The sequence below is a fragment of the Pedobacter rhizosphaerae genome (genome assembly GCF_900111155.1).
Lineage (GTDB): Bacteria > Bacteroidota > Bacteroidia > Sphingobacteriales > Sphingobacteriaceae > Pedobacter > Pedobacter rhizosphaerae.
In genome coordinates this window covers 1-15,314 of record NZ_FOGG01000048.1, presented here as the reverse complement: position 1 = coordinate 15,314, position 15,314 = coordinate 1, and the positions used below count along the sequence as shown (strand labels likewise).

General features: G+C 39.0%; 8 protein-coding genes. 1 reads left to right on the top strand and 7 read right to left on the bottom strand.

What is annotated here, in order from left to right; all coding sequences use genetic code 11:
• Nucleotides 1-3 precede the first annotated feature (3 nt).
• From BMX11_RS22290 to BMX11_RS22255, 7 genes are all read right to left on the bottom strand, one after another.
• Nucleotides 4-3,609 carry a SusC/RagA family TonB-linked outer membrane protein gene (locus BMX11_RS22290; RefSeq protein ID WP_090889198.1) on the bottom strand — a complete coding sequence of 1,202 codons (3,606 nt, stop codon included), beginning with the start codon at nucleotides 3,607-3,609 and terminating at the stop codon, nucleotides 4-6.
• A gap of 47 nt (nucleotides 3,610-3,656) precedes the next feature.
• Nucleotides 3,657-4,790: a FecR family protein gene (locus tag BMX11_RS22285; protein ID WP_090889195.1), complete on the bottom strand. Its 1,134-nt coding sequence runs from the start codon at nucleotides 4,788-4,790 to the stop codon at nucleotides 3,657-3,659.
• 84 nt (nucleotides 4,791-4,874) lie between these two features.
• Nucleotides 4,875-5,468, bottom strand: a complete 594-nt coding sequence (locus BMX11_RS22280; RefSeq protein ID WP_090889192.1) for an RNA polymerase sigma factor — start codon at nucleotides 5,466-5,468, stop codon at nucleotides 4,875-4,877.
• 829 nt (nucleotides 5,469-6,297) lie between these two features.
• Nucleotides 6,298-8,787 (bottom strand): outer membrane beta-barrel protein, encoded by a 2,490-nt coding sequence (locus BMX11_RS22270; RefSeq protein WP_090889185.1) that lies wholly within the window; start codon nucleotides 8,785-8,787, stop codon nucleotides 6,298-6,300.
• Nucleotides 8,788-8,792: 5 nt separating this feature from the next.
• A complete protein-coding gene (locus BMX11_RS22265) occupies nucleotides 8,793-9,920 on the bottom strand; it encodes a PepSY-associated TM helix domain-containing protein (protein ID WP_090889182.1) in 1,128 nt (375 codons plus the stop codon).
• A gap of 12 nt (nucleotides 9,921-9,932) precedes the next feature.
• On the bottom strand, nucleotides 9,933-11,138 hold the full coding sequence (locus BMX11_RS22260) for a DUF4374 domain-containing protein (RefSeq protein WP_245738743.1): 1,206 nt from the start codon (nucleotides 11,136-11,138) through the stop codon (nucleotides 9,933-9,935).
• A gap of 39 nt (nucleotides 11,139-11,177) precedes the next feature.
• Nucleotides 11,178-13,562: a TonB-dependent receptor gene (locus tag BMX11_RS22255; protein ID WP_090889176.1), complete on the bottom strand. Its 2,385-nt coding sequence runs from the start codon at nucleotides 13,560-13,562 to the stop codon at nucleotides 11,178-11,180.
• Nucleotides 13,563-14,192: 630 nt separating this feature from the next.
• Here BMX11_RS22255 and BMX11_RS22250 point away from each other — a divergent pair.
• Entirely contained in the window at nucleotides 14,193-15,248 is a 1,056-nt protein-coding gene (locus tag BMX11_RS22250; protein ID WP_090889173.1) for an IS110 family RNA-guided transposase, read from the top strand.
• Nucleotides 15,249-15,314 lie beyond the last annotated feature (66 nt).

The window sequence follows — 15,314 nt, the reverse complement described above, 5'->3', positions numbered from 1 at the left end:
ATATTATAATGTTAAGTTAAGGCCAAACAGATAAGTTTTAGGGAGAGGTAAATTACGGGTTGCCGAATTCAGCGAATAAACTTCCGGATCAATATCATCTCCCGCAGCACTCCAATACCAAATATTATTCATCTGGAAAGTCAATTTAGCGGCACTAATATGTATCTTGTTTGCAAATGATTTCGGTAAGCTATAGCCCAACGAAATATTCCTCAATTTTACATAATCTGCATCCACCACATTCACATCTGAATTACGCCATTGAGAATTGATGGTCGTTGCATAATTCTCCATATTTACTGCATAATCTACTAATAAGCGTGGCTGATCTGGTGTAATTCCATTTACATAGCGTTGCGTAATGTCGAGATCATTTACGTCATAAGATCCTATATTAATTACATCTTTACGCATTTTATTCCCACCAGAAAATACAAAGAGTAAATTCAGGTCAAATTGTTTGTAAGAAACACGCTGTGAGAATGACCCGGTATAAGTAGGTGTTAAGCTTCCCATGTTTACAATTGCATCTATGCTATTAATAGAACGAACAGAGGTTGGCACAGGACTTCCATTGCTGTCGAATGTAATCGATGGATTTCCGTTCTCATCCAAAATATAAGGGTAACCATTAACCATTCCTCCATAACGATAAGCATATAACGAATTGAATGCTGTATTTTCTAAATAATAATTCGTTGGAGAGCCCACATAACTACCTGCAGTTGAATTAGCTACATTTACTTTTTTAACACGATTCTTATTGAAACCTAGAATGAAAGTACTGCTCAAAGTAAGATCACCCTTGTGTAACCAATCGGAACTTAGACTGAATTCAATTCCTTGATTACGAAGTGCTCCATTGTTTAGCTTCCTGCTAAGCGCACCAACAGTAGGGTCTAAATCTGTTGTACTAAACAAATCTGTACTATATCGATCATAGGCATCGATGCTACCTCTTAATCTATTTTTCAAAACGCCAAAATCTAGACCTAAATTGGTTGTAGCTGTTTTTTCCCATCTTAATAAGGGATTTGGTTGTGCTGAAATAGTTATATATTGTAGATTCTGAATCAGATTGTCATTTCTCCTCAGTGCTTTAATGTAAGGGGATGATCCCTGATCAATATTGCCACCAATACCATAAGTTGCTCTAAATTTAAGTACATCTACCCATTCGACAGATTTCATAAATTCTTCATTGCTGATATTCCAGCCAAAACCACCAGACCACAGTGGCCTATTTTTAAATTTGGGATCAACTCCAAATAAATCAGCTCGGTCTATACGAATACTTCCAGAAAGGTTATACTTTGATTTATAGGTATAATTGAAATTGCTATACACTGAAAAATAGCGGTGCTTCTCTTCCGTTTGAATTCTAGATAACGCAGCTAAAGTCCTGTTTCCGCCGTAAATATAACTTGGCACACCTGTTTGAGATAAGCTTGCACTATTAATTACGGTAGAGGTAAGAGTAACCGGATCGTAACCATAACGAAGATCTTGTAAAGCTCGCGGTAGAAGGGTTTCTCTCATTTCGAAACCAGCGATAGCCGACACTACATGATCTGAACCATGAAAAGACTTGTTATAATTCAATTGATTCCTAAATGTGTAATTTTGACGCTGTTGGTTAATCTGATAAAATCTTCCGCCAATAGGCAAACCAGATGCATATAAATTAGTTGCCGCAGTGTACCCTGCTAATGCGTTGAAAGCATATCGCATTTTGTAAGAATTAACATCATTATAGGTTTCTAGTTCGGCTCTTGATGTTTCAAATTGAACCTGGGTACCAAAAGTTAGTCCATCGTAAATTTTCGCCTCCAAATTAGCAAAAGCCCTCAATCCAAGTGTTTTTTGCTTCTGTAAACCTTCTTGTAATGATTCAAGAATGTTAAACGATACTGGTTTTAAACTAGCTGTACCATTAATTTTAGCTGCAACAACAGGATTCATTGCTCCACCACTAGTAAACCCATCGTCTATATTGGCAAATAACGAGGTAACAAGATTTCCATTCCCATCAGTTATTCTTTCGTATCTTGCCTGAGAAGTATAATTATTGAAATCTATGTCAGTAGTATTTGAGATATTATAGGTACCATTTAGACCGACACTCGCACTAAGCCATTTGTTAATTTTAAAATTACTCTTATAATAAAGGTTATAATTTTGATCTTGATTATATTTGATACGTGCTCTATTATCATCGTAATTAAATGAAAGGTAGCTGTTTTGCTTATCGTTACCTCCCGAAAATGAAAGGTTATATCGTTGCCTGAACTCATTCTGCCAAACATTATTGCGGTAATCAGCTATATAATCATTACCTCTCCACTGATTAACAGTATTATTAAATTGCTGACTCGTAATTTTCCCCTCGCTCAGATCCCTGTTTAGTTGATAAAGTGGACTATAATACTTAATAGTGCCATTGGCAATGTCACCATAGGCATTGAACATGGTAGTTGTATTAGCATATTTAGCCCTTTCTCTGTCATATACCGATTGCTCGTAATCAATTACATCACTTGTACTTGCATAGTGCATTGCATCAAGGTTAGGCTTCGTTCCGATAAAAAAATCGCTATTTAATGTCACTCTCAAATTGCCCTTACCTTTTTTAGTAGTGATTACAATAATTCCATTGGCAGCCCTTGCTCCATATATAGAGGCTGCAGCGGCATCCTTCAATACAGTTACACTTTCAACATCATAAGGGTTAATATTTTCTAAGGCGATATCCGTTGGTAAGCCGTCAATTACCACCAATGGTCCTGCTTGAACATCTGCTGAAATAGTAGCAATACCCCTTAATACTGGCTGATCAGCTGTTGTACCTGTAGGATTTTTAGTATATAGCAAACCTGCAACACGGCCTTCTAAAGCAGATAAAAGACTATTATTAACCTGGCTATTTAATACGGTAGAATCTATAACTACTGCGGCAGCAGGGGTGTAGGGCTTTGCAATATTTTGGTAACCAGTTACCACAACCTCACTTAAAATACCGGGGGTAGATTGAAGTGTAACCACCACCACAGAGGCTGTTACTGATTTTGTATACTTTACCTCTTTAGGTTCATAACCAATATAGTTAAACTGCAATATGCTATTATCTTCATCTACAGTAATAGCGAAGTGACCATTTCGATCGACATTAACAATTTTATTGGTTCCTTTTTGCCTAACAGTTGCCCCGGGTAAATAAATTCCAGTTGCATCATTCACCATACCATGAATGGTGAAACTTTGCGCACTGGTAGCGGCGGGCGTTAACAAGATGGTTTTGCCAGTAACCTTATAGGTAAAGGCCTGGTCTTTGAATATTCTGTTCAAAATCTGATTGATATCAGCAGTACTGATTTCGGCGGTTAATGCTTTAAATTTCTGAGCATAAGCCGCATCGTACACAAACTGGTATCCGGTTTTATCTGCAACGGAGGTAATTACAGTTTCCAATGATGCATTTTTGAAACTTAAGGTATAAACCTTTTGTGCGGAGGCGTTATTAGTAAGAGCAAATACCATCAAAGTCAACGATATTGCCAAAAATAATCTACGGGTAAAGCTTCGCTTTGCCCTGGTATGGGATGTATTCATTAAAGTTTGTTAGTTAGTTGTAGAATGGTTTGGTAGATAGCGTTGGGTTAGGGATTTACGACACTTAGCCTCCTTTCTTCTACTTTAAATTTAAGTCTTGTAGTGGCAGATAGCATTTCTAACACCTCTTCGAAAGGGGTATCCATGTTTAAACGCATGTGCAATCTGCGATCGGGGAGAGAAGTATAATCTACAGAAATATTGTACCAGCGGGAAACTTGTGCCAGTACATCGCCTAATGGCGCATTATTGAAAACGAAAAGTCCTTTGGTCCAGCCACGTGCAGCTGCAGTATCGGCCTTAACCACAGTGATAAGGCCTTTTTGTATTACACCACGATCTCCAGGCGTAAGCAGTTGTACCTGCTGCTGAGCACTTAACTTTACACTACCCTCAAATAAGGTGGTAGCAGCTTGATCCTCGAAAGTATTAACAGTGAAAGTTGTACCTAAAACCTGTACATTTCCTTGTTCCATTTCTACAATAAATGGTTTTTCTTTATTCTTAGCCACTTGAAAATAGGCTTCCCCCTTAAGCTTCACCCTTCTGTTCGGGCCATAAAATCCAACCGGAAATTCCAGGCTTGATTTTGAATTCAGCATCACTTGCGAACCATCGCTCAAGGTTACCTTGTACATACCACCTGCCGGGGTTTGCAATACATTCAGGGTTTGAGTACCAGTAGTATCATCAGATTTTCTGGTGTAGGTAATGGTTCCATCGGCAGTGGTAGTCACCTGTATTCCGCCGATATTCTTTTTAAAATCCGTTTGAGTTAAATCCAACGGTTCTTCACTGGCCTTCAATTGAAGTGCAGCATGGAAACCACCCGGAACAATTACCTCTGGTTCAGAAACCAGATAAGACCTCAGTAAAAGTCCAAGGCCAAAAACCAGGGTTACTACCGCAGCCACTTTTGTCCATACAGGCAATCTCCATAAAGAGATGGTTTTTGGTTCTTCCGCTATTTGATCCTCCAGCTTTGCGAAAACAGCGGCCAAACGGGTATCATCAGCGTTAATCGGAAAATCTGCTTTCTCCAGTTCCTGCATAATCTGGTTTTTCAGCGCGCCTTCATCAGCACTATCCATTTCTTGAAATAGCAATTGAAGCTCGGCAGCTGTTGCCGTGTTATTCAGATACTTCTGATATAAAAAATTTAAACGATCTTGTTTGTCCATTTATAGTATATACTATCGAAAAGTGAAAACACACTATCGAAAAATTAAAAAAAATAAAAAATTTATATCGGGTTAAAATTGAGGCTATTTGAGGTACATGGCAATCATGAAAACCAAAAATTCTTTAGAGTTAAGAAAGATATAATCTTTTACAGACTTGGTAGCACTTACCAGCTGATTGCTTACGGTGGAGGCACTGATATTTAAAATTTCTGCGGCTTCTTTGTACGACTTCCCTTCTACCCTGCACAGCCGAAAGATTTCCTTGCGCTGAGGGGGCAACTGATTTATAGCTTCCTGTAATGCTGCATTTCGTTCTTTGTTGAGGATATAATCTTCCGTTTGATCATAAAACTCTACAAAGGTTTCGGTTAAATGTGCCTGTAACTTTTTATCGAGCGCCAGGCGGCGATAATATTCAAAAACGGTATTACGGGCAATAGTGTACAACCATGGGGCAAAGGGCCGATCGGGATCAAGGGCAGTTCTGCTTAACCACACCTTCAAAAATACATCCTGAAGCAGCTCATCAGAGATTTCCGTAATCTTCACCATCCTATCCAGCTTGTAGTGTAAATTTGGACTATACAGGCGATATATTGACGCAAAGGCTTCCCTATCTCCATCCTTAAGATTTCGCAAAAGTTCTGTCTCTTCTATCTGATGATTTTTAGCCAATATCGTACGAACTGGGATAGACCTAACCTAAAAGCAATTTGATCTATCGACTACTATTTGCAAAGATACCTATTTGTAGATCAGAACGAAAGAGACCAAAGTAAAAAACAGAGCATCACTTCATCGGATGCCCTGTAATCATTAACTAACTCAAAAAGAACGAATGAAGATTTCTCCTTTTTATGATAAAGGGTATTTTTTCGGGCAGTTATAAGGTAATATGAGCGAGATGGATAAATACACTATTGGGAAAGGATTTTTTTATGCTAAACTTTCTACTACGCTCGTCAACGTGAATTTATTTCAGGGTTTTATCTTAAAGATGCTGAAACAAGTTCAGCAGGACGGATTGTTGAATGGGATCGCGAGTGGATCTCTAGCAGGCTCGCCAGCCTTAATTTATTTCAGGGACCTACCTTAAAGATGCTGAAACAAGTTCAGCATGACGGATTTTAGAATAGGATCGCTTAGTGGATCTACAGCAGGCTCGTCAGACTTAATTTATTTCAGGGACCTACCTTAAAGATGCTGAAACAAGTTCAGCAGGACGGATTGTTGAATATAAAAAAAGAATCGACCGATGCATCCGCACCGACCGAGACTACTAAGAATTAAGAGAGCGAAAAAAATAAATGAGTGATTTTTGAATGATTGAGTTTTGAATGATAGACTGATTGAATGAACCAATGACAAATGAACTAATGACAAATAACTTTGCTGTCCTTCGACAAGCTCAGGATGACACAGATGTTGAATTAGTGAATTTTGAATGATAGAATGAGTGAATGAACTAATGACCAATGACAACTGAACCAATGAACTAAACAACCTAATTCCCCTTAATCCGATTTTGTTCATCTGCGTTGCTTGATTTTCTTTCCCTGGCACTAAAAGCGTTACCAAAGCGGTACGAAAAAGAAAGCATCACCCTTCGGCTATCTACATTAATGTGGCTTCTCATATCAATGTTCTGGTATTGGGTAATGTGACGGTACTGGCTGCCTTGAAAAATATCATTTGCCAATAACTTAATGCTTCCCTTATCCTTTAAAACCATTTTTTGCACCGCAGCAGAAATCGCATAGTAACCTTTTTCTATCGCAGTTCCATAAACGGATTTCGAATTATAATATCCATTGAGCTCCAGGCTATACCCTTTGCCCGCTTTAAAAGAGTTTTGCGAATTAAAACTGTAGCTTACCATACTATTGCTAAAATCACCTATGGCACCATCGCCTGTATATTCATTTTTAAAAATATTGAAGAAATTGGTGGCCGTCCACCATTTAAAATAATTGGTCTGGCCCGTAAAACTGATGCCGTAGTTAATCAGGTTTTTCAAGTTCTGCGGACTCTCATATGTCGTATTAATGTTATCTATTTGCCCGGTAATCCAGGTGATTACATCTTTTGTTTTACTGTAATTTAAGGAAGCGGTATATTTTCCCCTAAATACATAATTGAACATTAAACTTTGTGTAAGCTCAGGTTTTAAATAAGGGTTTCCTTCATAATAAAGCAGAGGATCTCTGAATACCCTGAATGGATTCAGGTCGGAATAATCTGGCCGCTGAATTCTCTTATTATAAGCCAGTTGCAATTGATGCGCCTCTCCCAAAGGCTTATTGATAACCACATTGGGAAAAAGCTGAAAATAATCTCTTTTTAAGGAAGATCCGGTACTGATCTGATTTCCTAAAGTATTGGTATATTCTGCACGTAAGCCCAGTTGTACGCTAAATTTTTCGAACTCCTCGCTTACATTTACGTAACCTGCATGAATCTGCTCCCGGTATTTAAAGTGATTGCTGCTTGTGGCATCGTGAACCCAGTTCCCATTTTGCAGCGATTGATAAACTAAATTATTATCCGAGTATATTAATGAACTTTTTAAACCCGTTTCAAACTTAAAGTGCTTACCAAAAAGGTCTGTGTAATCTGCCTTGGCAATATAAACATCGGTTTTGGCTGGGATATAACCCTTCCGGTTGCTGGTAGTACCTACAGGGTTGGTACTGGATGGCAAAGTATAAGTATCCAGATTGAGGTTAGAAGTAAAACTATTGCTGGCAAAATCTGCGTCAGCAGAAAAGGTTTGCCCATCTTTTTTAAACTTGTGCTGGTAGTTAAGGTTATAGGTAATATTCTTCCAGCTTTGCTGATCATAATTAGTAGTTTGCAATTCTGAGATCAAATTACCGGCCTGATCGCGCAATAAATTACCTGTTTTACTATTGTGAAGGTATTTTCCAATGTTTCCATTAACCAAAAAGCCCAAGATATTGGTTGTATTGATATCCCAGTCGAGCCCCAACCTAAAATTATGGGTATTGAGCGGTTCATTGGTTTTGGTATGTTGATCTGAAACCCGGTTAGGCAGGCTCGCTATGGTTCCCCCATCGTAGAAATTACGGGTAAAGTCGAGGTATTCGGTTTCACCACGAAAAGCGTAATTATAACTTCCAAAAACATTTACTCCATCATTCCGATAATTGAGGTTAAAGCCCGATCCATATCTCGCCTTGCGACCTGCGCCACCATTAGCAGATACAGAACCATTCCAGCCTTTGGCCTGATTTTTTTTCATCACAATGTTAATCATCCCTGCATTTCCAGAGGCATCGTACTTTGACGAAGGATTTGATAAAATTTCAATTTTAGAAACAGAAGACGAATTGGTACCCTTTAGCATGACACTTAATTCGGCTGGAGAGAGATAGGTTAGCTTACCATTTATCATGATATTTACTCCTGCCCTACCTTTGAGCGAAATCTTTCCATCCTCATCCACCTTTACACCAGGTGCTCTTTCTAACAGTTCAAGTGCATTATTTCCATCTGCCAAAATGCTGTTTTCGATATTAATTACCGTTTTATCCAGTCCCTGTTCAATTACTTTCCTTTGCACAGAAATGTTTACGGCATTTAAAGTTTGTGCATCCTCAATCAATTTCAATAAGCCCAGGTGAATTTTATTTCTTTGGGCTGAAATATCAAAATCAGGGCTTTGATGTACAACAAAACCCATACTCGAAATCTTTAGCGCATACTTTCCATGGGGAAGCCCCGAGAAGTTAAACCGGCCTAAAGAGTCTGTTAGTGTTCCTTTTATGCCTTTACCGCTGGCATCTTGCAGCGCCACAGAAGCATATTCTATGGGCGCGCCGTCAGCCATTACTACCGAACCTGAAACGGAAGTTTCGCTTTGTGCAAAAACAGGGACATAGCTCATCAAATAAAAGAACAGCAATAAAACACAGGGCAGTAATTTCCCAGCAGCAGGAGTTTTTCCTGCTGTGGGTTGTATAGTATCTATCATAAAATTTAAGTTGAGGGTTGTAGATAAGCTTTTTTCCTGGTCTTCTTCTTCTTTCCCTTACCCCACCAGATATAAAACCCGGTAATGGGAAGACTTGCGCAAATGAGGCTGACAAGGAAAAATAAGATTTTGGTTGTTAGGCCTCCAATTTCTCCAACATGAAGACCATAGTTTGAGCGCCTGATCCAGGAGGAGAGATCTTCGTCACGAAGTCTTTTATTGGAAGCGGGAAGTTCTTTCAAGGTATATTGGTCCAGGTAAACATCTCGCCAGGTACCTTTATACATATCGGTACAAACATAAATAGCATCCGATGCCTTTTCTGGGAAATGCAGAATAATTTCATAAGGATTATGCTCTGCAATTTCGTGTACCCCTTTATGCCAGGCCTTATCAATTTGGTTAAAGAAATTAACCTTAATGTTAGTCGTACTGTCAGATACTGCTGCAATACGTTCTTTATTTGTTCCGCCAGCCAACCAGTATACACTATTGTTGAACCAGCTGAAACTCATCATTAAGCCGGTGACGGCCAGCAATACTGCAATTAGTATACTGTAGAAGCCCAATACATTGTGTAAATCGTAATTAACCCTTTTAAATTTAGCTTTCCACTTAATTTTGAAGCTTTGTTCTCTCGAACGTTTGTTCCATTTTTTAGGCCACCACAAAATCATGCCTGAAATTAACAGCAGGAAGAAGATGAAAGTACCCCAGCCTGTTACCAGATGTCCGATTTTTTGAGGAAACCAGAGGTAATAATGCCCATCTTTAAAAAATTGGAAAACATCATTTTCTTTTTTCATCCCTAAAACCTGGGCAGTGTATGGATTTACATAAATTACAGAATCTACCTCGTGGGCGCTGAACCGGGCGGATCGGTTATGCCCATAGTACCAAACCGATTCAATTTCCTTGCCGGGTAATGCTTTTTGTACCGATTGGTAAAGCACCGATGGTGGAAGGATTTTTCCGCTGGCAGAGGGTTCGGCATGCACCAATGGATTGCTCCAGGCCTTAATCTCGTGCTCAAATACCAGGGCACAACCGGTGAGCCCTAGTATGACCACGATAATTCCGGAAACCAGCCCAAGCCAAAGGTGCAACCAGGCGTTAATCTTTTTAAAAGTCATGAATACGATTTACTAGTCTCTTAATTTTTCGATTCTTAAAATGTAATCGATGCCACCAACAAACTCCACTCCTTTGGTTAACTTATCCGTTGCCGGGTCATATTGCCAGACGTAATCCTTATCCGCAGCATTAACCGCAATGAAAGCTTTGCCATCTTCCACAATCACACCATTTACCATACGCTCGCCTTTATCGGCAGGAAGATCCAGTTTTTTAATTAACGCACCCGATTTAACATCAATTACGCAGAAATAGTGATCAGTATCAATAGAAGTTCCCGCAATTCTAGAGCGTACAATGGCTTTCCCATTACCGATATACCACATGGCCGGAACCATTTCATTATTGCTTACCGCAGAAAAGTTAAAGTAATACGTAGGATCAATTTCGGTACTTCCATTTTTAATGCGGTACATGGCAGAAGGCGATTGGTAATCGTAATTACCTACCGGATCACTGATGAAATATAAATCGTTATTTTCATCCACAAACGACATTGGGGCATAAACATTGGGGCCACCGAAACCATTGGTACGCGTATCTTCCAATGATTTTTCTACCGTCATGGTATTGTAGTCGATCACTGCCACCAAACCCTTTTTAAAAACAGGCATATTAGGGTATTTCGACCAATCATCTGAGCCAAAGCCGTAACCTAAAAAGATTTTATTGCTCCTGTATTCGGCAAAGCCCATGTTGTATACATTAAAAGCTGCCGGGAAAGCTGCTAAATTTAGTTTTCCGGTTTTAATGGTCATTTTATCTACCTTAATTACCGCATAACGGGGTTCTCCTTTTCCTTCGCCAAAAATCACCAGCGTATTGTTATCCACCCAGGTGTACGAACTCCAGTTTAACCAGGCAAAAGGAATTTCCTTATCAATCAGAAGTGCCCCATTTTCTACATGATATTTACCCAATCTGCCACTTCCTGCGTTACAGTGGTAGTAAAAACCATCCTTCTGAATCACGTCTTGTGCATAAACCTTTCCGGTCATTTCTGCTCCATTACCCGCTAAACTCACGGTACCACCGGTTAGCGATTGGATGCCTGCAATATAATAAGCTGTATTTGGCCATGAGCCCACACAGAGCACTGCCGAATATTTAGTTCCTTCTTCAACTTGCCCAACATTTCTTTTTTCGCAGCTGCTGATAGAAAGTACCATCAAAGCCATTAAAAGCAGTTTAGAGGTATTATGATATAATGTTTTCATTGGAATAATTATGTTTTTTTGATTTTGGATAGCTGAACATTATTGGATGAAATATCTTAATTTGACAGAGAATGATCTTCCAGGCTTTTGTAACCTGAAGTTGTCGAAGGCCAGTTCATCCGTTAAGTTTCTGCACTCTGCAGAGATGTTGTATCTACCGTTTTGTAGCGAGTAACTTAAGGAAGCATTGTGGATCAACTGTGTTGGAATATCTGATTTACCATTCGGGTTTCCTTTACCTTCCCAGGTGAGGTAGAACCAGTTCACGTACTGCGTAAACCAGTTAAATTGCAAACGGGTATCCTTTCCCAACAAATTGTTTTTACCGATGCTGAAATCGGCATTACCAAATAACCAGGGCTGATTAGGAATCTTGTTCAGATAAGTACCTTCTACATTATAAGATTCTGTTGAACCATTTTTAGTGGTGTTGATGGCATTCTGATAGGTTAAATTCAGATTTAAAGACAATAACTGATCATAGCTATAGCGTACTTCGGTTTCAAATCCGGTGATACGCACGCTGGATTGGTTTCGGTTTTTTAAGAGTTTCGAACGCTCATCTGGCACTGGGAAGATAAAATCCTTCGCATTGCGATAAAATCCTGAAGCCTCAACAAAGAAGGTACTTTTACCAACGGTTAAAGTGTAAAAAGCGCCTAAGTTAATGTTATCGCTACTTTCTGGCTTAAGATCGGGATTGCCCTGAAGATTTAAACCATCGCCAAACATTTCTTCTGCTTCCTGTAAACGATAGGCATGTTCGTATGATGCTTTTACACCCAAATCACGGGTAATTTTATAACGGGTTGCTGCACCATAGCCATAGTTACTAAAAGTGGTATCCATTTGAGTATACACGTTATTGATATACTTCGGACGATCCAAACCTAAATGATACAGCTTACCAAAAAAGGTATTTACCAAGTGTTTATCCAGGAGATCCTGTTGATAGGCAATACCTACAATCTGCTTGTTCAGGCGGCCTGGCATATCATCATGGTCGGTTAATAATTCATTGTAATTTTCATTCTTTAAGCGATCTAAGGTATAGTTCAGGTTTAAAGAATGCTGGTCGTTTATAACATAGCTCAGGTTAGCCATTCCATAAGTTCTCGGACGGATAATGTGGGCTACGGCTTTGATTCCACCCATTTCAGAATAGCCTTTATCAAAGTAAGTACCATCCCAGTTGTAGTTGCGCTGAACGGTATCGGTTGTTTTGTACTTATCTCTTGAACGGGCAAAGAAAGCGCTCAGGTTTAATCCTTTAGTAAACAGGTCATTCTTTTTATAGCGAAGTGTTCCACTTACCGCTTTGCTGGCTCGGGTTACTTCCCCATAAACAATATTTTGGTCAAAACCTGTTTGCAGATCCTGATTGGTTTCATTATATCCACCCCCAATAAAGAGTACATCAGCCCAGCTTTTATTGGTAATACCTACTTCTACCTGACCTAGAACTGATTTATAATGATCGTGGAAACGTTTCACATCGGCTGTAGCGAATTCAGCGCCGTTTAAATCAACGATATAGTTGCCAATTCTCGTTCCACCGTTAATTACATCTACGCCTTTCATGGTGTAATTGTTATCTGAGGCATTGAAGAAACCGCTTCCCTTAACAATAATACCGGTTTTCTGATCTACATACTGCCCGCTTAATGAGGAGCGATTGGTATTGAAAGAACCATAACTGTGACTCACATCCAGGTAATTCTTCGCTTTTTGATTGGTTACCACATTTACGGCTCCCCCCATCGCATCCGCACCTAACTGTACGGGAACTACGCCTTTGTACACTTCTAAACGGTCGGCCAGATTTACCGGAATATTATTTAAAGACATGGCGCTTCCCATTACATCCATGGGAATACCATCAATAAAAAACTTCACTTGCTTACCCGACAAACCGTTGATTGAGAATTTAAAATCGGAACCTAATCCGCCCTGTTCTCTAATTCGGATTCCCGTACTGCGGTTTAAAATTTGATTCAAATCTGCTGTAGTATTGGCAAATTTCTTGGTATCGATGGCATTTACCGCAAAGCCCGATTCCTTAATTTCCTGGGTTTTGGTTTTACCTTGAACAGCCACATCATTTAACTGCTCCTGATTTCTTCTGAGTTTAAAATCCAGTTTTTGGTTGTCATTTGCCTGGATCGTAACTGTTTTAGATTCTCTTACATAACCTAGGTAAGAAACAACTAAAGTATAGCTTCCTGCCTTGAGGTTTTTTAATTCGAAATAGCCCTGGCTATTTGTGGTAGCCCCGTTCTGGGTTCCTTTTACCAGTACAGAGGCACCTGCAATAATTTCAGTACCGTCTTTTACGTAGCCTGAAATAGTAGATTGATTTTGGGCAAAAGCGCTAAATGTGATCACGCTTAGGAGGATGAGTAGTAGATTTTTTCCGTTAAACATTATATTAATAATTGTGCATTTATAAGGGAGTAGCACAACTTCTGTTTACCCGAAGGTTGGTATGGAAAAAAAATTAAATATGTTATGGGTTTGGTAATTTAGCCACGGAAACACGGAAGGCACTGAGAAAGAAATGGGAAATGGAGAATGGGAAATAGCATGGATGCAAAACACATTAAACTTTGTGTTTCTCTGTGAAAAACTTGGTGACCTTTGCGGTTAAATCTGTTATGGGTTATGTGTTGCATGTTATGGGGCATGGTGCCTTCGACTAACAAACTTTGTGTGTCTCTGTGAAAAACTTGGTGCCCTTTGCGGTTAAATCTGTTATGGGTGATGTGTTGCGTGTTGTGGGGCATGATGCTTAACCCTACTGGTACAAAACTTAGTTGCCTCAGAGGTCTCCTATGTTTACAAAGGCTTAAATTTGTGACTATAATTGAAGAAGGATGAGAGCACATAGATGTCTAAATAGCTTTTTAGCATATTGTACCTAAGAACTTGCCTCATCTTTTTCTATCTTTTCGAGTTTGAACAGAATGTAAGGAACCATGCTTGTCATGATATCCAGAATATCCAACCAGGAGAGAAAACGAAGGAAGATTCATCAATTATATTATAAGATAAAAGATGAAAAAAGTATTAAAACAAGTATTGGGGATAGATGTAGCCCAGAAAGAATTAGTGGTAACCTTAGGCAGAACACTGGAAGATTTCACTATCGAGCTTTATGCCCATAAGGTTTTTAAGAATAGTGATTCGGGGATCAGATCACTATTAGAATGGGTGAAAAAGCATACGAATAATGCGATAAATATTCGTTATGTAATGGAGGCCACAGGTGTTTACCACCAGAAAATTGCCTATCATCTGGCAGAAAATGACTATGAAGTAAGTATTGTTCTGCCCAATAAGATAAGCAACTATATGCGCACATTAGAGACCAAGACCATCACTGATAAAACTTGTTCAGAAGCTATAGCCCAGTTTGGACTAGAGCGTAAGTTAGATAATTGGCAAAGGCCAAAGGCGGTGTATAGAAATCTTCAACAATTAACACGAGAGCGTGATCAAATTGTAGCAGAAAGATCCATAGTTAAAAACCAGTTGCATGCAGAAAGTTCTGAAGCATATCCCTACCAGAAGAGTATAGAGCGGCTACAGGACAGAATATTTTTTTTGAATAAACAGGAAAAAGAAATCAAGCAAGATATCAAAGAGATTGTTAGGGAGAATAAAGATCTGGAGCACGAAGTGCGGATTATGAGCTCAATACCTGGCGTTGGAGAATTGACAGCAATAATCGTTCTGGCAGAAACCAACGGATTTGAATTGATACGAAGTAAAAAACAGCTTACCAGCTACGCAGGTCTAGATGTAAAAGAAAAACAATCCGGCACATCCGTAAAAGGAAAGCCAAAGATATCTAAGAAAGGGAATCGAAGTTTAAGAAAGGCAATGTACCTGCCGGCATTAAGTGCTGTTAAATGGGACGAAAGATTTAAAGCAATATATGCCAGAATTGTGCATAGAAATGGAATAAAAATGAAAGGGTTAGTCGCAGTACAAAGAAAATTATTAGAAATGATGTATATATTATTTAAAAATAAAAATACATATGATGCCCATTATCTTGAAAAAGAGAATAGCGTACAGATACAAGATCAGCACGCTATTACAGGCTAGTTCTGGACTGCCTAGAAAACAAAATTAAGAAAATATTATTTGGAAATCAACACAGAATCTTAGGTG

Bases quoted from the DNA above. Each gene is read 5' to 3' on its own strand.
- BMX11_RS22250 (WP_090889173.1), top strand. From the start codon at position 14,193: ATGAAAAAAGTATTAAAACAAGTATTGGGGATAGATGTAGCCCAGAAA.
- BMX11_RS22265 (WP_090889182.1), bottom strand. From the start codon at position 9,920: ATGACTTTTAAAAAGATTAACGCCTGGTTGCACCTTTGGCTTGGGCTG.
- BMX11_RS22290 (WP_090889198.1), bottom strand. From the start codon at position 3,609: ATGAATACATCCCATACCAGGGCAAAGCGAAGCTTTACCCGTAGATTA.
- BMX11_RS22285 (WP_090889195.1), bottom strand. From the start codon at position 4,790: ATGGACAAACAAGATCGTTTAAATTTTTTATATCAGAAGTATCTGAAT.
- BMX11_RS22255 (WP_090889176.1), bottom strand. From the start codon at position 13,562: ATGTTTAACGGAAAAAATCTACTACTCATCCTCCTAAGCGTGATCACA.
- BMX11_RS22270 (WP_090889185.1), bottom strand. From the start codon at position 8,787: ATGATAGATACTATACAACCCACAGCAGGAAAAACTCCTGCTGCTGGG.
- BMX11_RS22260 (WP_245738743.1), bottom strand. From the start codon at position 11,138: ATGAAAACATTATATCATAATACCTCTAAACTGCTTTTAATGGCTTTG.